The organism is Nocardia sp. CWNU-33, assembly GCF_046764895.1.
Taxonomy (GTDB): domain Bacteria; phylum Actinomycetota; class Actinomycetes; order Mycobacteriales; family Mycobacteriaceae; genus Nocardia.
Window position 1 is genome coordinate 374,799 of the sequence record NZ_JBKOQN010000001.1, and the last position, 19,325, is coordinate 394,123.

At 63.7% G+C, this 19,325-nt stretch carries 16 protein-coding genes; 7 read left to right on the forward strand and 9 right to left on the reverse strand.

Annotated elements, in window-relative coordinates:
- Positions 1-37 precede the first annotated feature (37 nt).
- The 3 genes from ACLMAL_RS01110 to ACLMAL_RS01120 are packed head-to-tail and all read right to left on the reverse strand — an operon-like array spanning position 38 to position 2,611.
- Positions 38-988, reverse strand: a complete 951-nt coding sequence (locus tag ACLMAL_RS01110; protein ID WP_411997364.1) for an MBL fold metallo-hydrolase — start codon at positions 986-988, stop codon at positions 38-40.
- Positions 985-1,815 (reverse strand): NAD(P)H-binding protein, encoded by an 831-nt coding sequence (locus ACLMAL_RS01115; protein ID WP_411997365.1) that lies wholly within the window; start codon positions 1,813-1,815, stop codon positions 985-987. The genes ACLMAL_RS01110 and ACLMAL_RS01115 overlap by 4 nt, the downstream gene beginning before the upstream one ends.
- A gap of 34 nt (positions 1,816-1,849) precedes the next feature.
- Positions 1,850-2,611, reverse strand: a complete 762-nt coding sequence (locus ACLMAL_RS01120; protein WP_411997366.1) for an SDR family oxidoreductase — start codon at positions 2,609-2,611, stop codon at positions 1,850-1,852.
- 161 nt (positions 2,612-2,772) lie between these two features.
- Between ACLMAL_RS01120 and ACLMAL_RS01125 the strand changes: the two genes are divergently transcribed.
- Positions 2,773-6,114 (forward strand): BTAD domain-containing putative transcriptional regulator, encoded by a 3,342-nt coding sequence (locus tag ACLMAL_RS01125; protein WP_411997367.1) that lies wholly within the window; start codon positions 2,773-2,775, stop codon positions 6,112-6,114.
- A 44-nt stretch (positions 6,115-6,158) separates the two neighbouring features.
- Here the strand turns inward: ACLMAL_RS01125 and ACLMAL_RS01130 are convergent, their stop codons facing one another.
- Both ACLMAL_RS01130 and ACLMAL_RS01135 read right to left on the reverse strand, forming a co-directional pair.
- Positions 6,159-6,917 (reverse strand): SDR family oxidoreductase, encoded by a 759-nt coding sequence (locus tag ACLMAL_RS01130; RefSeq protein ID WP_328409062.1) that lies wholly within the window; start codon positions 6,915-6,917, stop codon positions 6,159-6,161.
- A 451-nt stretch (positions 6,918-7,368) separates the two neighbouring features.
- Positions 7,369-8,064, reverse strand: a complete 696-nt coding sequence (locus tag ACLMAL_RS01135) for a hypothetical protein (RefSeq protein ID WP_411997368.1) — start codon at positions 8,062-8,064, stop codon at positions 7,369-7,371.
- 425 nt (positions 8,065-8,489) lie between these two features.
- Here ACLMAL_RS01135 and ACLMAL_RS01140 point away from each other — a divergent pair, with 425 nt between their 5' ends.
- The 6 genes from ACLMAL_RS01140 to ACLMAL_RS01165 all read left to right on the forward strand — a co-directional run bounded on the left by ACLMAL_RS01140 (position 8,490) and on the right by ACLMAL_RS01165 (position 13,080).
- Complete coding sequence (locus tag ACLMAL_RS01140) at positions 8,490-9,050, forward strand: hypothetical protein (RefSeq protein ID WP_411997369.1); 561 nt, start codon at positions 8,490-8,492, stop codon at positions 9,048-9,050.
- Positions 9,047-10,396, forward strand: a complete 1,350-nt coding sequence (locus ACLMAL_RS01145) for a Dyp-type peroxidase (RefSeq protein ID WP_411997370.1) — start codon at positions 9,047-9,049, stop codon at positions 10,394-10,396. The genes ACLMAL_RS01140 and ACLMAL_RS01145 overlap by 4 nt, the downstream gene beginning before the upstream one ends.
- The gene (locus ACLMAL_RS01150; protein ID WP_411997371.1) at positions 10,393-11,406 is read left to right on the forward strand and encodes a hypothetical protein; all 1,014 of its coding nucleotides are present in this window, start codon (positions 10,393-10,395) and stop codon (positions 11,404-11,406) included. The genes ACLMAL_RS01145 and ACLMAL_RS01150 overlap by 4 nt, the downstream gene beginning before the upstream one ends.
- A 263-nt stretch (positions 11,407-11,669) precedes the next feature.
- Positions 11,670-11,819: a hypothetical protein gene (locus tag ACLMAL_RS01155; protein ID WP_411997372.1), complete on the forward strand. Its 150-nt coding sequence runs from the start codon at positions 11,670-11,672 to the stop codon at positions 11,817-11,819.
- A gap of 514 nt (positions 11,820-12,333) precedes the next feature.
- Entirely contained in the window at positions 12,334-12,666 is a 333-nt protein-coding gene (locus ACLMAL_RS01160; RefSeq protein ID WP_411997373.1) for a hypothetical protein, read from the forward strand.
- A 99-nt stretch (positions 12,667-12,765) separates the two neighbouring features.
- On the forward strand, positions 12,766-13,080 hold the full coding sequence (locus ACLMAL_RS01165; protein ID WP_411997374.1) for a hypothetical protein: 315 nt from the start codon (positions 12,766-12,768) through the stop codon (positions 13,078-13,080).
- Positions 13,081-13,228: 148 nt separating this feature from the next.
- Here ACLMAL_RS01165 and ACLMAL_RS01170 read toward each other — a convergent pair whose 3' ends face one another.
- The 4 genes from ACLMAL_RS01170 to ACLMAL_RS01185 all read right to left on the reverse strand — a co-directional run bounded on the left by ACLMAL_RS01170 (position 13,229) and on the right by ACLMAL_RS01185 (position 18,669).
- Complete coding sequence (locus tag ACLMAL_RS01170) at positions 13,229-13,801, reverse strand: C40 family peptidase (protein ID WP_411997527.1); 573 nt, start codon at positions 13,799-13,801, stop codon at positions 13,229-13,231.
- A gap of 732 nt (positions 13,802-14,533) precedes the next feature.
- Positions 14,534-15,325: a hypothetical protein gene (locus ACLMAL_RS01175; protein ID WP_411997375.1), complete on the reverse strand. Its 792-nt coding sequence runs from the start codon at positions 15,323-15,325 to the stop codon at positions 14,534-14,536.
- A gap of 74 nt (positions 15,326-15,399) precedes the next feature.
- The gene (locus tag ACLMAL_RS01180; RefSeq protein WP_411997376.1) at positions 15,400-16,125 is read right to left on the reverse strand and encodes a ParA family protein; all 726 of its coding nucleotides are present in this window, start codon (positions 16,123-16,125) and stop codon (positions 15,400-15,402) included.
- A 438-nt stretch (positions 16,126-16,563) separates the two neighbouring features.
- Entirely contained in the window at positions 16,564-18,669 is a 2,106-nt protein-coding gene (locus ACLMAL_RS01185) for a hypothetical protein (RefSeq protein ID WP_411997377.1), read from the reverse strand.
- Positions 18,670-19,325: the final 656 nt, after the last annotated feature.

The following is a 19,325-nucleotide window of genomic DNA, read 5'->3' on the forward strand; positions in this document are numbered from 1 at the left end:
GCGCGGCAGCAGGGTCCCGAGGCGGGGGTTCCAGCGCTCAACCGGCCCGGCACGGGGTGGGTAGCGTGCCGGGGTCCTCGGCGCGGATTTCTCTCGCAACACTCTTGACGTTCTCCTCCACCAATGTGGGGAGCGAGGCGACCGATGGGTAGCCGGGATAGTCGCGCGACAGTTCTGCGGTAATCGAGTTCAGCTTGTCCTCGGTGAGATCCGTGCCGTCGGGAAGCGCGGCGCGCACCAGGTGGCGGAAATGCTCGAGGTAGGTGCGCTGTTCCTCGATGAGTTCGGGGCCGCCGGGCGCGCCGTGGCCGGGATAGATCGTTCGGATGTGTGGGAAACGGGTGCGCAGTCGGTCGAGATCGACGAGCCAGCCGCAGGAATGCCCCTCCAGCAGCGCGGGAGTTGCTTTGTCCGCGACCAGGTCTCCGGCGAAGAGGGCTCGAGTCTTCGGGTCGTAGTAGGCCGTTGCGGTCTCGGTCTCACCGGGTCCGAACTCGGCGGTCTCCAGTGCGGTGCCTGCCGCGTCGATCGTCGCGCCTGGTGCGAAAGTGTGGTCGGGATAGGTTATTTGGGGCGCATAGTCGGAATTGGGGAGTGCTCGGGTGACGTCATAGAAGTGCAGCGGGTCGGTGCGCATCGAGGTGTCGACGGGTGCGGAGGCATAGACCGGCGCGTTGGGGGATGCCTGATGGAACACTCCGACGCCACCGACGTGGTCGGGGTGGGAGTGGGTGATCAGGACCGCGGCTATGGGCGAGCCGGTCGCCTCGGCGGCAGCCAGTGCCGCGTGGGCGTCGGTCAGTGACCGCTGGGTGTCGACGATGACCAGTCCTTGCGGGGCCTGCCACCAGTAGGTATTGACCGAACCCGGGTTGGCGGAGGCGAATCGGCCGACCACAGGTGCGGACTCCCCCGGCGGGTGCTCGACGGTGGACGAGCAGCCCGCCGCACAGAGCAGGGCGAGCAAAGACACTGTCGATCGCTTCATCGGAACGCCTCCGCGTGATCGGTGGCCCAGTCCTCGAAGGTGCGCGGTGGCCGTCCGGTGATCTCCTGCACCGTGGGCACGACAGGCGCATCGTCGAACTCGCCGTCGGCGAAGAACCGGAAGAAGGCATCGACGTACTCGGCCGGGGTGGTCCGGCTCATCTCGACCCTCGCCTCGGCGTCGGACTGTGCCGTCAAACGCAGTGGCCGGTCGAGGATCTGGGCCAGCATCTCGAGACGATCCGCGGGCAGCAGAGCTGCAGGGCCGCTGAGTGCATGACTACGCCCGTAATGCTCACGGCGGGTAAGCACCGCCGCGGCGACGCTCGCGATGTCACGTGGATCGATGGCGGCTATCGGTACTCCGCCGAACGGCGCGCGCACCACATCACCGGCCCGTAGCTGTTCGAGCCACTCGAAGGTGTTGGACATGAAGCCGCTCGGCCGCAGGAACGTCCAGTCGATACCCGATGCGCCGATCGCGGCCTCACCGGTCATGTGCATCTTGACGACGGCATTGTCGGCGTGACCACCCACCACCGATCGCGACGACAGCAACACGACATGCGCGACCCCTGCCGCCCGCGCCTTCGCGAGCACCCCTGGCATATCGCGGAAGCCGCCGAGCAGGAACACTGCCTCGACATCGGCGAGGGCTTCGGACAGGCTGTCCGGTCGGTTCAAATCGCCTTCGACGAACTGGACTTCGTGGCGCTGCGTGGTTTTCCCCGCGTCGCGAACCAATGCGCGTACCGGACGTCCCTGTGCGGCCAACTCCACGACCAGTGCGCCTCCGACATTGCCGGAGGCACCCGTTACCAAGATCATTATTTCCTTTCGGTGCAAAGCCGTGCGCTACTGATCATGCCTGTTTGGTCGGCAGCACGACGATCTGACGAAGGTTGACGTGGGCGGGGCGGCTGACGGTGTAGGCGATCAGGTCGGCGACGTCGTCGGCGCTGAGTGCCGGTATGGCGATGAACATTCCGTCGAGCTGGTCGGTGAGCTCGGGATTGTCGATGTGGCTGCCCAATTCGGTGTCGGTGAGGCCGGGCTCAATGTTGGTGACGCGGACGTTTCGTGGCCCGAGTTCGGTGCGCAACATCGCTGACAGCTGCGTGATAGCCGCCTTCGTCGCACCGTAGACCGCGTAGTCGGGAAAGGCGACGTGGGCGCCGATCGAGGAGACGTTGACCAGGTCGGCCGGGTGCCCGGCGTCCGCGGCAGTGACGAGGTCGGTGGCGAAAGCTCGGATTACGCGCAGCACGCCTGTGATGTTGGTGTCGACCATGCGCGCCCATTCGTCGTCGCGGGCCGCGAGAATCGGATTGGGCAGCATGACGCCAGCGGCGTTGACGACCACACTCGCAGGGCCGAATATCTCGTGTACCCGGGCCGTTGCCGCGGTGACGCTGTCCGGGTCGGTGACGTCGACGGTGACCACCGCCGCCGTACCGCCGTCCGCGGCGATCTTCGCAGCCAGTTCGGTCAGCCGCTCGGTGCGCCGTGCCAGCAGTGCGACGCGGGCGCCGGATCGGGCGAGCGTACGGGCGGTGGCCTCGCCCATGCCGCTTGCCGCGCCGGTAACAACGGCGGTCCGACCGGTGAGGTTGTCGTAACTCATGGGTGGAGTGTTTCCCAGTGTGCTGACGAGCGGCTGTCAGTCGCTGTCAGTGCGCTGGCATCAGTCATCCCCTGGAGACGACGACCGGGACCGACAGGCGATCCCCACGGCGGTGGGCCAATCGCGAGTAAGGCGGACACGTCATTGCCCGTCGGTCACCGATGTCCGATTTCACGGCGCTGACCAGCACAGCAGCGCCAACACTGGTACAACTGTTCAGTGTTGTATGCGGTGCGCTCGACCCTCCAGAATTCATGCGGGTAGCCCTACTCGGCGCGGTCTCCATATTCTCCGCGGACGAGGTAGCCGTGTCCGTCGGAGGTCCGCGAGTCCGCGCATTGCTGGCGATGCTGGCGCTGGATCGGGGCCAGGTGGTCTCGACCAGCAGGCTCATCGACGGAATTTGGGGTGATCGACCGCCCGTCGGATGCGCTAACGCACTGCAGTCGCTGGTCAAACGGCTGCGAGCGGCGATGGCGCCGGCGAATCCGATCGAGACCCGCAGTCTCGGGTATGTGCTGACGATTCCCTCCGATGCCGTCGACGCACCTCGTTTCACCCAGCTCGTCGCCGAAGGGACATGGCACCTGGAGCGTGGCCAGGCCGAACAGGCCGCCGAGCTGATCGATGCTGCGCTGGCATTGTGGCGCGGACCGGCCCTTGCCGATCTGCTGGACTTTGCCGTGTTCGAGTCTGTTGCCGCAGCCCTGACCGCGCAGCGGCTGACCGCGATCGAGGCACGAGCGCACGCGTATCTAGCCATGGGTCGCGCCGGGGAGCTGATCCAGCAACTGACGGAGGAGGCCGCGGCACATCCCTTCCGAGAGACGCTGTCTGCCGCCCTGGTTCGGACGCTCGCGGCAGCGGGCCGCCCCGCCGAGGCGCTGCGAGTGTTCGAACAGACCCGGGACTTGCTCGACCGTGAACTGGCCGCCGCCCCGGGGCAGGCGCTGACCGCCGCGCTGCGCGAGATCCATGCCGCACCGCAGCCGACTGTGAGCACACCCTCGCTGCCTGGCCGCTCGACCAGCTTTGTCGGCCGTGACGCCGACGTCGACCGACTCGATCGCATGCTGACATCGAATGCATTGATCACCCTGGTCGGTCCCGGTGGTGCCGGGAAAACCCGGCTGGCCGTGGAGACCGCGACCCGAATCACGACGCGCTGGCCGCATGGCCTGCGGCTGGTCGAACTCGCTTCGGTGACCGACCCGAGCGTGGTGGGCAACGCCATCCTGGCAGCATTGACCGTTTCCGCGAATCGGGACGACGTCGGTTCCGACGCGCTCACCCAGATCTGCTCGGTGCTGGCCGACAAGCGTTTGTTGCTGATCATCGACAACTGCGAACACCTTGCCGTACGCACGGCGCAGCTTGTCGACGGAATCCTGCGGCGTTGTCCCGCGCTGACCATCATGACCACCAGCCGCGAACCGCTCGGCATTGTCGGCGAAACCCTCTTCCCGGTGACGCCGCTGGCACTGCCCGACAGGCAACACACCTCCGCGGCGGCCGCCGAATCCGCTGCCGTGCGGCTCTTCATCGATCGCGCCGAAACCGTGCTCCCGGCCTTTTCCCTCACCGACGACAATTGCGCGGCGGTCAGCGGCATCGTTCGCAGACTCGATGGGCTACCGCTTGCCATCGAACTCGCCGCGGCGCGCATCCGCGCATTGTCACCGAGCACGCTTCTCGAGCGGCTCGACGACCGATTCCTGCTGCTCACCAACGGGTATCGCACCGCGGCAACCCGCCACCAGACGCTGCGTGCGGTCGTGGACTGGAGCTGGGATCTGCTCAGCGAAGCCGAACGCGAATTAGGCAGCAGGCTTTCGGTTTTCGTCGGCGGTGCCACACTGGACGCTGTCGAGCAGGTCTGCGGGGGCGACCTCGATACGCTTGCTTCACTGGTGGACAAGTCGCTCGTCGAGTTCGATGGTGCGCGCTATCGCATGCTGGAAACCATCCGCGCCTATGCCGCAACGGAACTCGCGGCCACGGGCGAGCGTGCGGCGCTGGATCGAGCGCACGCGGATTACATTCTCGACCTGGTCGAGCGGGCCGAGCCGGCACTACGGACCGCGCGCCAGCACGAATGGGTCGCCCGACTGAACATCGAACATGACAACTGCGTCGCCGCAGTGGGGTGGGCCGTGGAAACCGTCGACATCGACCGGTCGTTGCGCCTGTACGGCAACCTGATCTGGTACTGGACACTGTGCGGCTTCCAGGCCGAGACAATGCACTGGCGAGAACAAGTGCTCCGACTGGTCGGACAACCGCCACCCGGATCGACTGCCGACTACCTGGCTTGCGCCTTCGCGGACCGCTTGCCGGTGCATTACGACATTTTTTCGTGGGGCCGAGCAGAAGGTGACTCGGATAGTCTCGACCGGCTCGTGCGGCAGGCTATGACCGAGCAGCGACAGCCACACCCTGCCTTTGTTCTCATGCTCGCGCTGCAACACAGTCGCGGTGGGGATCGGACGCTGCTCGACGAATGCGTTCGATCCACCGACCCCTGGCTCGCGGCCAACGCCCAGGTGCGACGTGGCGTCGAATTGCTCGACGCCGCTCGACACGAGGCCGCGGCGTTCGACCTGGAGAATGCTCTCGTCCGACTTCGAGACATCGGCGAGCCCCGTGGGCTGACCAGGGCGCTGTTGGTCCTTGCCAAGCAGCGCACCAATACGCTCGGGCTACCCGCGGCATCGGCAGCGATGGCGGAAGCGGCGGCACTGACCGCCACCTGGACGAGTGCCGATGAGGTCGTCGGGGTACGCACGTGGCTGGGACAACTACGGGTGTGGCATGGTGACATCGCCGGAGCCGCGGGCGAGATCGCCTGCGCCCGTGTCCGACTCGACGCCACCGTACCCACGTTCACCCGAGCGTGGATGCACGTGGTGGAAGCCGAGATAGCCCGTCGTCGTGGCGAACTCGGCGAGGCGTTGGCGCGCTTCCACGAGGCGCTCCCCATGCTGGCCGCAAGCAGGGCACGGGCGGATCGTCCGGTCGACACCATGGCGACCTTCGTCGAGACCTGGGGCCGGACCGTGTATGCCATTGCACTGGTCGGCAACGGTGACCGCCACAGCGCCCACACCGAGTTGGCTGCCGCACTGGCACTACAGCAGCTCAGCGGCAATCTGCCTTTACTGTTCGCGATCAGTATGGGCTATGGGTCTGCGGTGCTGGCCGACGGGGACGCGGAACTCGCGGTGACGATTATCGTGGCCCGCGACAACCTGTGCTGCGAACACAACCATCGCGGGCCTGGTGCACAGCAGATCATCGACGCCGCGAGAACCCAGCTCGAGCCTGCCACCTACGACCGCGCGCTCGCTGTCGGGCACGCACTCACCGTCGACGACCTTTATGCACTCCTCGCCGAGATCCGAATCCGCCGCCGCGGATTCGCAATGACGACGCGGGCAACGACCGAACCGGACAGTGTGATCCATGTGATACGGCACGAGGGTCCTCGACTGCCTGCGCCATGAGCCGACCGCGCGAAGCCGCAAGCTATCGGTCCACCCGACGCAGGTCAGAACATCGCGCCGTTGGCACGAATCGTCTGGCCCGACACCCACGCCGCGCCGTCACCCACCAACCACCCGACGACCGGAGCGATGTCCTCGGGGATACCGAGCCGCCCCCGCGGGCTGTGATGTGTTGCCGCCTCGATGGATTCGGGGGTCTCCGCGCCCCGGTAGAAGTCGTCGTCGATGGGTCCGGGCGCGACCGCGTTGACGGTGATACCACGAGCACCCAACTCCTTGGACGCGGCGAGCACCATGCGCTCGACGGCGGCCTTGGAGCCCGAATACAGGCCGTAGGTGCCGGTCATGATCGCGGTCAGGGTCGTCGAAAGCACCACGTAGCGCCCACCATCGGAAAGATGGCGAGCGGCAGCGCGCAGCGTATTGAACGCACTGCGCGTATTGAGGTTGATGAGATGATCGAAGTCCTCGTCGGTGAATTCCACGAGCGGCTTCTTGATCACCGCACCCGGAGTGTGAATGACGATGTCCAGCTTGCCGTGCTCGGCAACCACCTTCGCGAACAGCGCGTCCACCTCCGACGACGAGGTGGCGTCGGAGCGGACAGCCGCCGCGGTCACGTCGTATTTGGTCAACGTGGCCACCGTCTGCTGCGCGGCATACTCGTTACCGAGGTAGCTGATGACGGTGGTCGCCCCACGGGCGGCGAGGTTCTCGGCGAACGCCGCACCCTGATTTCGGCTCCCGCCAACTACCAACGCGACCTTACCTACCAAATCGCGTGCACCAATGACATCGGACATCGCTGGTTCTTCCCTTCACCGCAGCCTTCGGATCAGCAGCGCATCGCCGCCGCAGCACACGCTGGTGCATCGCGCTGTCAATCGGCTGACACACGCTGACAGTGGTGAACGCGCGCCGAGAGCCGGACCGAGTCGGCAGTCGCGCGATGGCCCGTCCGAGTTGAATTCCACACCGCTGGTGCGTAGTTCGCTATTCCACGTTTCAGGCAGGGACGCCGAGCGTCGCGCACAGGGCGGCTTCGGGGATAACCGGGAGACTATCTCTTGGCTCCTGGCACCGCACCACAACCCGTAGGCTCTTCGGCCCTACCGGTATCAACACGCACACGGCCCGTTTGGTTCGGAGCAGCGCCCGCTGCTCCGACTTCCCGTGGATCGCGAGAAGACTCGGCGGGCCGTTGGTCCACTACGGCCGAGTTCCTCCCGACTACGAAACTCCCGCTACCGCTTTCTACACGGAGTCGCGTGTTGTCCGCTCGTTGTCGACGTGTCCCGAGCGGGCCAGGATGAGAACGCTGACTACGAGCACCCAAGTGGGAAACGCCAGCGTGACCCACATGCTGATTTCGCTCCCGATAAGCAGTGTCAGCGCCAGCAGGTAGCTGAGGCCGGCGAGCCACCGGGGCATCAACCTGGTCTTCAACCAAATTGTCGCCAACGAGATCATGAACACGGCGGCCATCCGAAGCGCATACGTCTGGGTCGCCGAAAACACGACCATCTTGCCGAAGCTGACCACCTCGGCATGGGCGGCCGTATCGACGACCCCGGTGTTGCTTGCTACCAGCGCTCCGGCGGTGGCGGTGGCGACGAACATCATCGCCAGAAACAGCAGCCCGCTGCCGAGGAACACCGACAGGAAGAACCGGTCTTCGTAGCGCCCGAATCCGTCGCGCACTACGCCGATGAACCACAGGAAGCTGATGCCCGCGAAGGGCATCAGCACGGTCGCTGTCTTGATCGCGGTCTGTGTGCCCTTCATCAACTCAGTCGAATCCCGAACGCCTTCGGGTATTTCGATGCGTATCAAAATCAACGTTGTTCCGAACAACACCGCGAATAGGACTCCGGCCAGTGCGGCGGCTCGCGGCGTCGACAGATTGCGAAAAGTCGAGGCCTGATCCGAGTGTTGCGGCTGCGTTGGCATGGCATCATCCTGCCAAACCCGAGCATGTTTGGCGGGGCGATGGATTCGAATAAGTGAACCAGATCATTTCAGTTTCCAGGATCTCCTTGCAGTCTGGACATACGACCGCCACTCGTTTCCATCCTCACTTTTCCGGCGCGCACAGCAAACTGGACACACTCAAATTTGATGGAGCAGGTCACGGCCGCGTGGCGATATCGCCAGACGCCCGGTCGAAGCGACGCCGATCCACGGGACCGTCCAATATCTGTTAGCGGAGCGGATTCCCGGCTAACGGCCTCTGATAGACCTCTATCAGCAGGTATGACTTACCGATTCGGGCGAGGTCAGCGCATGCATTCACCGCGCATTGCGCTGCGGCCATGCGCCTGGAGGCGTACGCTGATCGGCGCCCGGTTTCCTACAGCGGTATGGAAGGTGGAGCCATGTCGACGACCGATTGTAGCTGGAGCAAACCGGCGGCTATGGCCATACCGGCCGAAGGCTATTTCGAGCTGGAGCGGGGCCGATACGGCCCGATCTATCCACGCACGCCCGCCGCCTATGGTTTCTCGATCATCGCGAAGGTGAAGCCGGGCCGAGAAGAGGCCGTTCGCGCATACGGCAAGCAGATCGAGGAGGCGGTCGCCGGTAGTCCGGATGTGCTGGCACCACTGCGGCTGCATTATCTGCGATGGGTGCTGTTCGATGTCGGCTCCGGATTGCATTTCCAATACCAAGGCATCTTCGACACTGATTTCGACAAATACACCGAGGATGCGGTGGCGCTCTTCGCCCAGACCGGTATCACCACCGTCTTCACCAATCTCGAAGGATTCCCCGAAGACTGGAAGGAAAATCCGGACGCATTCGTCAAATTCGTTCGGGAACACCAATTTCCGAGCTTCCTCGAATACGGAGAATACCCCTACGTCACCGCTGACGAAATCAAAAAGGCGCTGCGACTCAAGGCGGCGTTTTCCGACATGCTCGACCAGATGCAGTGACCACTACGTCGGCGCTCGAGTTCGACGATATCCAACACATCCTGCTGACGCGCACCCCGGCGATGACAGGCCGCTACGAGTTCCTGTCCTTCGACGATCCTGCCGGGGGCCGGGCCTGGTTGGCCGAGCTGCTGGACCGGGTCGACTCGGCGGCAGACGCAAGCGCCTCGATGGACAGCTCCCAGCGTTGGATCACCCTGGCCTTCACCTGGCGCGGGCTGCGTGCGCTCGGGGTGTCGGAGGAATCGCTCGCCACTTTTCCCGACGAGTTCCGCGAAGGCATGGCCGCCCGCGCCGACATCCTGGGCGACACGGGCGCCAATCACCCGGACAACTGGGAGGGCGGGCTGGCCGGTGACGACCTGCACGCCATCGCGATCTTGTTCGCCCGCAGCGATGCCGAGCACCAAAGGTGCACCGCCGAGCACAACAAGCTCGTCGCCCGCTGTCCAGGTGTGCGGGTGTTGTCGTTCTTGGATTTGAACGCGACGCCTCCGTTCGACCACGCCCATGACCATTTCGGGTTCCGGGACCGGTTGTCCCAACCGGTGATCGAGGGATCCGGTGAAGAACCGACGCCGGGCTCGGGCGCACCGCTGAAACCCGGTGAATTCATCCTGGGCTACCCCGATGAGGAGGGGCCGGTTCACGGGCTGCCGCAACCGGAAGTGTTGTCCCGCAACGGAAGTTACATGGCATACCGACGGCTGCAAGAACACGTCGGTGCGTTTCGGGATCATCTGCGTGCGCATGCCGACACCCCGGACGAGCAGGAACTGCTCGCTGCGAAGTTCATGGGCCGTTGGCGAAGCGGCGCCCCGTTGGTGTTGGCACCCGACCGGGACGATCCACAGCTGGGTGCAGATCCCATGCGGAACAATGACTTCAACTACAAAGAGATGGACCCGCACGGCTACGCGGTACCGCTCGGCTCGCACGCGCGGCGACTCAATCCACGCGACACCGCAGTGAATATGAACCGCCGCAGGATGATTCGTCGCGGAGCCACCTACGGGCCTGCGTTACCCGAGGGCGCACCCGATGACGGGGTGGACCGAGGCATTGCCGCGTTCATCATCTGCGCCAGCCTGGTTCGTCAGTTCGAGTTCGCCCAAAACGTCTGGATCAACGACAAGACGTTCCACGAACTCGATAATGAGCACGACCCCATCTGCGGCGCCCAGGACGGCACCTTGGAGTTCACCATCCCCAAACGGCCTATCCGCACAGTAATCGAGGGGCTGCCCGCCTTCACCACACTCAGGGGCGGCGCGTACTTCTTCCTGCCCGGTATCGGCGCCCTGCGCTACCTGGCCGCCCTCGACAGTCGAGAGGTGAAATCATGAACACCCGACCGCGGGCACGCACCTATAACCAGGACCACATCCCACGCCCGCACAACGGGCGCAGACGGATCAGCATCTACTGGACGTGGAGCTACCCGTGGGAGGCCCAACGCGATCCCGCCGAAATGTACAACCGTTTTTCCACGATGACCGAAGTCCGCAACGCACTGTGGCCGGGCTACGAGACCCCCGAATACGACGCAGCGCACTTCCTGCAAGGCATCGCAGGCACACTCGAACTGTTCCACCGCTCGACGCTCGCGTTTCAACGGCTGGCCGGTGCGGCGACCGGCCACCCCGTGGCGGTGTTCCAGCGCATCGACCAGGCCGGCTACACCTTGCCGATCGACGAACGAATCCTCGACGACACCGACACGCTGATGGTATTCGGGCTCGATCACCTCCTCTCCGAACAGGAAGCCGCGCCCGAAGAGGTCGCCGCGATCCGCGAATGGCTGGAACGCGAAGGCACCTGCCTGTTATTGGCACCGCACCACGACGTCGGCTTCACCGACGACTACACCCAGCGACAAACCGAATACCAGCATCACGGCGACCCGCTGGTGCCCCGTCAGCAGCGATTCGGCCAATACACACGCTCGCTGATGAAGGCGCTCGACGTGCCGGTGCACAACAAGTGGGGCCTACGCCCCGCGGTCGTCGACGGCACCGACGAGATCGCCCCCCTCACCGGGTTCCGCGATCTGGACACGCCCCAATTGCTCGACAACGTCACCACATTCAACTTCCACCCCCACTTGCCGCACTACGAGCTCACGATGCCCGAAAGCGACTCGCTCCGAGTCCTGGGACGCCAACGCGTCGACCCCACCCGGCCCCATCCCTTCACCGCCGCCGGGAACACGGAATTCAACGCGCTGATCTGGATGCCACCCACCGGCCCGCGTGCAGGCGACATCGTGCTCCTCGACTCCACCAACTTCACCACACTGTTCGGTGGCACCGACAGCCTCGAAAACCTCTGGCACAACCTCGCCACCATGAAATGACCGCAAGCACTCGGCCGTGCCGTACATAGTGTGTCGATCCATCTCGGAGAAGTCGCATACCCCGAAAACCTTCACATCCCATTCGCGGACCCGCACCTGGCCGATCATCTCCGGGTTGCGCGAGCCGGGAGCAACCGCCGCGCGGCCGCACCGGAACTCGGTGCTCCCGCTCGAACCTTGGAATTCGGAGGTTTCTTAGCGATATCTCAACGGCCGAACCCGCTATCCGACGCCTACGCTCGGAATATCGGAAAGAGGCAGTGATGAATAGCCAACGCATGGTGCTGCTCGCCGCCGAATCGGGAGATCTCCCCAACTACAGCACGAGCGCGGTCATGATCGGCACCACGATCCTGTTGATGATCATCGTCGTGATCGCCGCCTACGTGATCCGCAGTGGACGGCGAGGCTGACACTCGGCGACTTACGTGAGCATCGCTCTTCAATAAGAGCGATGCTCTTCAAATAATCGCCGAATGTCAAGAGCAATTCCCACAGAGGGCGATCGGCACCGATATTTGTGAAACCTTGATCCTGCCCAGACGACGAAGCCGGATCAGTCGATCAGTCGAGGACAATTCGCCGAGTGACATAGCGTCCGCACCCGGAAGCTGCGACCGCCGAACACCAGCTCAGCCCGGGTCAGTAGCGAAGACTCTCCGGTGGTGCGGTGTGGCGAACGCTGATCCAGACCATGGTGGGCACTGTCGAGTACGAACATCGCCCGCCGGACTCGGCCAACCGAACTACGGTCGCCGGTTTGCCGTCGTCTTGGCCTTCGACTTCGACTTCGGCCGGCGAGCCGCACACACGACGAAACCCGGCATAGTCGGTTCGGACCGCTGCGCCGGTCTGTGCGGTTCAGCGCCTACGGACGCTCGAACTCGCCGTCGACACACCGGCCCGAAGGCTTCCCACGCGCTGGGCGTGCAGAAAGGCGCGGGCCCATTTGCCTGTAAACCCTATGCCCCCACCATGTTTCACCGCTTCACCACGATCCGGACGTGCACCTCAGCGTATTCCGGCCCCAGTCTGCGACTCGACTGCGCCGCGGGCCCGATCGCGAGCCTGATCGTCATCCAGGACAATCAGCGCGAGCACTACTCCGACGCCGCCACCGAAACACTCGGCGACACAGAGTGGCTTCAGCGCCTCTCGGACGAGCGGCTACACCTCGAACGCAATATTCGAAGCGCGAGCGCAACTTGTATCATCAAACAGCGCAATGTATTTGGCTGCATCCAGTATCGAAACCTCTAGGAAATGCCCAACCGCCACCTCAGGTCCGACGATACGAACCGGGGTCGATCAGACCTGGCCGTCACGGGCCGAAAGCCATGACCGAAATCAAGATTCCCAGTGCCCTATGTTCCACTGCGGCAGCGTCACTGGTCGCTCGAGGACCCGGCGAGTGCGCGCAATGGGATGCAGCTTTCACTTCGCACCGATCTGGCCGTCCAGTACCACGCCGTGTTGGGCGGCGGGTTCGCAGACTGCGAGCCTGCTGGTTCCTCGACGACCGGCTACGAGCGCGCTCGGGGCATCGAACGCCGCATCCAGGGCAGTCGACTGTTCGAACGATCCGTACGAGTCGGTCCTCGATGGACCGAATACCGCGCCGACGAACTCGGCTTTGCCGCGGTCTGCTCGATCGGGCTGGATGCCGGCCTGTAGAGCGCAAGCGCGCCGGTCGTACGAGCAGGGAGAGGGAGGAGTGGCCGCGAAAGCCATGTCGTCCATCACAGCCTCGACTCACAATTCGGGTGGATTCGGGTGCGGCACATATGAACGGTGGGCCGGTGGGCGCATTGACAGGCGTCGGTCACAACCGGCGAGCACCCGCCAGCGGCATCGACGAGACCGGCGACGTGATCACTCCGGTGCCGTAGGTCGATGCGTGGATGACTTCGCCGTCACCGGCGTAGAGGGCAGAGTGGTTGCCGCCGTAGTACGACACCAGATCGCCCGGTTGCAGGTCGTCCAGCGATACCGGCGTTCCGGCGGCGAGCTGCCCGTAGCTGGTGCGCGGCACGTCCACACCGGCCTGCCCGTAGGACCACTGCACCAGACCCGAGCAGTCGAAGGCGCCGGGGCCGACCGCGCCGTAGGAGTAGGCGGAGCCGAGCTTGGTTCGGGCGGCGTCGACGGCGACCTCGCCGGTGGTTTTCGGCGGCTTCACTACAGCGGGAGCGGTCTGCGCCGGAGGAGCCATTCCGAGAAGGCTGGTAAGGAATGGAACGTCGATTCGAGGAAGGCCGTTGGGGAATAGGAGTTCCATTCCCGGAATGTTCGCAGGCACCGGAATCGTCGCAGGCGCCGGAAGCTGCGCGCCCGGAACAGCCAAGGGCGCCGAAAGCTCGAACGCCGGGGCACCGGCGGGTGTCGCAGGCTCAATTCCCGGAGCGGCGGCGAGTGCAGCAAGCTCGATTTCAGGAAACGCGGCGGGGGCAAGAAACTCTATTCCGGCAAAATTGGAACCGATCGGAGCTTCCGATTCCGGCAATATGGCGTTGTGCCGGAAACCGGCTCCGGCAGTATCGGAGGCCATCGGGGCTTCCAATTTCTGCAGTATGGCGTTCTGCCGGAAATCGATTCCGACAATATCCGCGGGGATCGAAATATCGTCGGGAACCTCGAACGTTCCCACGCTCGGAATCGTCACCGGCTGAGCCGATGCCTGAGCCGAATTCAGCAATGTTGCAAGGAAGGCGATAACCCCCGCAGCAAGCGCCAAGAAAACAACGCGCCGCAGGGAGCGAAGATATCGGACGTCTGTCGTTGATGCCATGATACGGTCCTCCGATTTTCATATCGACTGCCGATGGCGGGCCTTACGACGCCGTATTTCATGGCGTGTAGGACTTCACCAAGACCTCGAACTGATTCGAATACCATCACGGTGATCTGTTAATCCAGCGGATCCGATCCGAGCGTCTACCTTTCGGCACATATTGCACCACGTAAAGGGCGACACACTTGCATTTCGATAACGAAACAATAACTAATTCCGAAGGCCGCAGCGCAATGATTCGAAGTTCATATGCCGCATAGCATTTTCGACCCCGGTTATACAAAGTGCCCCGCAGCGGAAATCCATTCCACTGCGGGGCACCATCGACCGTAGATCTCAGGCGGTGATCTGCTCCTCGATCTGTTCCGCGATCGTGCGGAGCTTCGCCGCGAATTCGCGCGCCGCGACCGGATCACCACTCGAGCCCTTGACGACTCGCCGGGTCAGCGCGACGAGCCGCGATTCCATCGCGGTGAAGATGTCCGCCGCCCGGTCGTGCGAGTCATCCGGCAATTCACCACGCAGCCACGCCTGGAGTCGCTCGACCACCACGGCTTCGTCGTAACGCTCGGGAAGGAGCGCGACCGCTTCCCGGAGCTTGCCCGCAGTGACCTTCACATCGGCGCCACCAGCGACCGTGGTGTATATGGTGATCGCCGCGTCTTCGCCGTATTCGGCAGCCACCGGCAGCAATTCGCGAACCTGGCCCTCGTTGATGGTCGGCGCCAGTGGGTGCAGCCGGGCCGCAAGTGGCCAAGCTCGAATGAGCTTGTGGGCGTATGACCGCTGCATATCCCACCGCTGTTCCACGTACTCGTCGAATGTTTCGTGATTGTCGCGGTACAGCCGCCCGTCGCGCACAATCTGCAGAGCCCGCCCGGCGGCCCAGAATGCGATGCGCAGTGTGTCGATCGACGACTCGCACAATGTCAGCTGCGACCGCTCCCGCTCGCTCAGCGGGCCATCACCGGCGACGGGTACCGGCATGGTCAAGACATTCAGACCCGGGGCCTTCTCCGGGAGCGGCTCCGGGAGCGGCTCCGTGGGCGCGTCGGACGCGGCGCCCACCGAGGTGACCGTCTCGATAGCACCCCGACGCCGCCATTCGGCGTCGCGCAGCGGCGACACCGGTGGAGTGTGCTCAGCACCGTCGGCCAGCGGATTTAGGCCGCCTATCGAACCCTTCCTGCGTTGGGGAGGCATCAGGCCGGCACCTCCACTGCGACCCGATATGAGCTCACCAGCTCGTCGCCCACCTGCCGATACTCTCCCAAATCTTCGATCGGGTTCTCGGCGCCTTCGCCGACCTCCCCGTCGGCTGCCTCTCGATACCATTTCCAAGAGCTCAAATAGGTTTGGAATACGTCGTATCCAGCGCTCTCCAGATTCCCCCGTTGCGTCCGGTATTCGGTCGAGACATTCACGCCATTCTTCATCGTCACCGGAACCTTGGTCATCAGGACTCGCACCCGAATCTCCCGACTACTTTCGGACGCCGCCTCCTCGGCAGCCCTATATGTACTCGGCACTCGTTTGACTTCAGAGGGGCTCACACTCGTCAGCAGCAGGAGCTCATCGCTTGCCGGGATGGCGGCTTTGAAGATCTCGGCCGACTCACCCCCGGCATCCACGATGATGACATCGAAATTCGCGGCATTGTCGGTAATGCAGTCGTTGACGTGCCTGGACGGGAAGGCGATCAACTCGAACGGGACCTCGATTTCCCCCCTGATCAGCCGTCGATGCCACGAGTACCCGGTTTGGCTGAGCGGGTCGGCATCGATTACCAGCACCCGCAGTCCGTGAATCGAAGCGAAGTAACTTGCCAAGAAAAACGCTGATGTCGTCTTGCCGACACCGCCCTTGAGATTCCCCAGTGTAATAACCAGGGGTTCGGGCAGATCGAGTGCCGCAACAGAATTCGTCATGGACGGTCCTCCGAGGGTGAGGAGTAAATTACTGTGCGGGGCAAGTTTCGCACAGCGTCAGCGAATTACAGCTGATTGCGGCGTCCTATTTCCCGGGCGTGGCGCAATCCGAATGTGTCCAATTGGACACACTGCGTCCGATGGACGCAATTCTGTTCTTCCTGGACTCCCGCCCCGGCCCGGCGCCGGTCGGCAGCTCAGGGCACGACGGCCTGCCGGTCGTGACCCACCAACTCATTGCCAGAACGATGGCGTCAACCCGCCTCCAACTGCTCCATACTCACCGGCCGGTCGTAGACCCACACCATCTGGCAGGCCGTGGCCGCGAAAGCGTGCGGAGTAACTCATCGGGCGTCGGGCCGTGCGTGATCAGACCCAGGAGGTGTCACGCCCGATGCGACGCGCTCGCCACCCAACAGACGCCTGCCCCGATGACGGCTACGGGTCCCAGGGGTCGAGTCCGCCGTGGGGTTCCAGATGGTCGAGGTTGGAGACTCTCCTGACCGACGCCATCAGCCGGGCACGGTTGAGATCGGAGGGTTGGGCGTAGTACTGCTGCGCCGCCTCCTGATGCAGCGTCGCCACCTTGTGCCCGATAGCCCAGCGGGTGTCACGGCCGACCTTGTTCCATTCGTCGGGCGTGATCGCAGCGCGCAGCGCTTTGTCCGAATCCCAATGTTGTTCAACGGTTCTGACAAATTTGGTGTCGATCACAGCGCCGGGCGCCGGCTCGTTGGCGTGCCTGGCGAAGCTGTCGGCCGACACCAAAGCTTGGGCGGCAAAGGACATGTGCGCCTCGTCGCCGACGTGATTCTGCACCGCTCGCGCGGCGGCGACGGCCTTCTGCAGGGGCGCGAACCCGTAGGGGTTCTGCGACATACTCGATTTCTGGGTGCTCGATGCGCGCATCGCGTTGGTGACCATACTGTGACTCCATCCAGCAGACAGCAGCGCAGCCGGCAGCTGGCTGCCGGAAATCTTGGCGTCCTCCAGGCTCTTCAATGCTTTGGCGACCGACAACTCGTTCTTGATGCCCCCCGACTTGGTGGATCCTGCAACTATCGACTTCCAGTTATCCCGAGCCAACTGGTTCCAGGTGTGCGACTCCTGACGTTTGGGCGCGACGTTGATGTTGGTGCGGTCAACCGCTCTACGCCCGCGCGCGAGGGGGTTCAATGGACTCGCCACACCGCCCGCGAGCCACGCGGTGATCGGCGAACTGTTGATGGTGTTGAGGGCGGAGAGGCCGGCTACCGTTCCCCCCTTCGCGCCCCCCCTGCTGCTTCCCATGCCGAGGGCAGTGCCGCCGCTGCCGCCGCTGCCGCCGCTGCCGCCGGATCTGGTCTGGCCGTTTTGTATCGCCAGGGCAAATCGGTTGGCGATCCACTCATTGCCGCCGTCGAGGCTGCGGCTGAGTCGCTTCAACTGGGAGATGGCGACGATCTCGGCCACGCCCGCGATGACGATCACCGCCATGACCTGGCCCTGCGCCTGCCGGAACAGGTTGCCGAGAAACAGGACATACACACCGAGGAAAACAGTGAAGGCGGTCATCCTGGCCGCCGCGACAAAACTGTCCACGACATTGCGGACCAGGAACGTCTGTGTCGGCCCGTAGACGAAACCTCCTGCGGCGAAGCCGAATATCGACATGAACCCGTGGTACAGCGCATCCAGCGCGGCCTTGACCACTTTGATCGACAGGTACACCGCGAAAATCAACAGGATCCCGGCGCAGACCAACAGCATCAGTCCGGTGCCGACCTGGCCCATGGTCGGGTTATCGGCCTTGGCATAAGCCGCGGAATCCCCGCATGCCTTCATGCCGTTCTTGATCCGCTCGTCATCGCCGGAAACGACACCGGCCGACCATGCCGAACGACACGACGGCCGCTCGTCGACCACGTGCCCGAAATTCCACACCTGCAGCGGGCGCCGAGCAAAGTTATCTGCCAGATCCCCCTGCATCGTGGTCACCAGGTGCGTCGGGTTCGGATGATTATCGCCGTTCAGACCCGCAGCGACCGAGATCCCCACATCACGTCCCTGCGCGAGCAACCCGTCGGAGGACAGCACATCCCCGAGCGGATCGGCGAGGAACACCGGGCCGATGATCGCGACACCGATCATCGTGACAACCTGCATAGTGGCCTTGGCCGGATTGCCACGGACAATGAACCACGCGACGAAAAATGCGCCGATCGTCGCCGCTGTCACCAACATCAACGGTGTCGCGATCTGGCCGGTCAACGCATCGGCGACACCGTGCAACGCCGACCCGAACATATTCAGCCATCGAAAACTCAACGCGAACCCGATCACCCAGATCGCCGTCGTCACGATGGCCATGTACCCGATGAACTCCAGGCCGAGAATGGCCCACAGAATCGTGGCACCCGCGTTCAACGGGCCACCATGGTTGGTACTGAACTGGTAGCCGGCCAACGGAACACCGGACGAGTCACGGATTTTCATCCAGCTCAATCCGTCGATCTCGGAGACCCCCGGCGACGCGCTCGCCGCCTCGTACTGTGCGGTGGCCACGGCGCCCACGGCGGCCGGAAATACAATAAACATACAAAACATCAGCCCGAACCACGCCACCCTTCGCCGCCACACTCCGCGATCAAAGGTAAATAGCAAACGCCGAAGTCCGGCAAGCGCACGGTGAAAAATGTCGTCGAGAGATCGTGTCTGCTGTCCGACTACCGAGCGAGGCACAGCTAAACCCTAAACCGGGGTCCACGATTGTAATAGGCAATGTTGCAAGACATCCATGTGAACAAACGGTGATGCCCGGAGAGCATCGCGGTAAAGTCGCTGGTGACGCCGCGTGGGCTGGGTCACATCGATGAAATCGCCTCTGCTGCTGGATGTTCCGTTGCAGCGATGAGCGTCGCAATGCTGGCACGAAATCGGCAGCGCGCCAGCGTCATCGAGGTAGCGGACGTTGAGGTTCCGGCAGCCGAGAGACCCGGGTCCGGTTGCCGTCGATGTTGCTTCGGTGACGGATTATGCTGTGGGCATTGATGAATGGAGCAAACCGCGGCTGGCGGCTGCCGTGGCACCGAAGACACGCGGAGATCACCCACGCGATGGAACGTGCGAGGTGCGCATATTTGGTATCAATAAGATTCGGCGCCAGAAATGGCCCATTTTTCCAATTGCAATTCAATAATGCCCGAAACCGTTACCGCGCC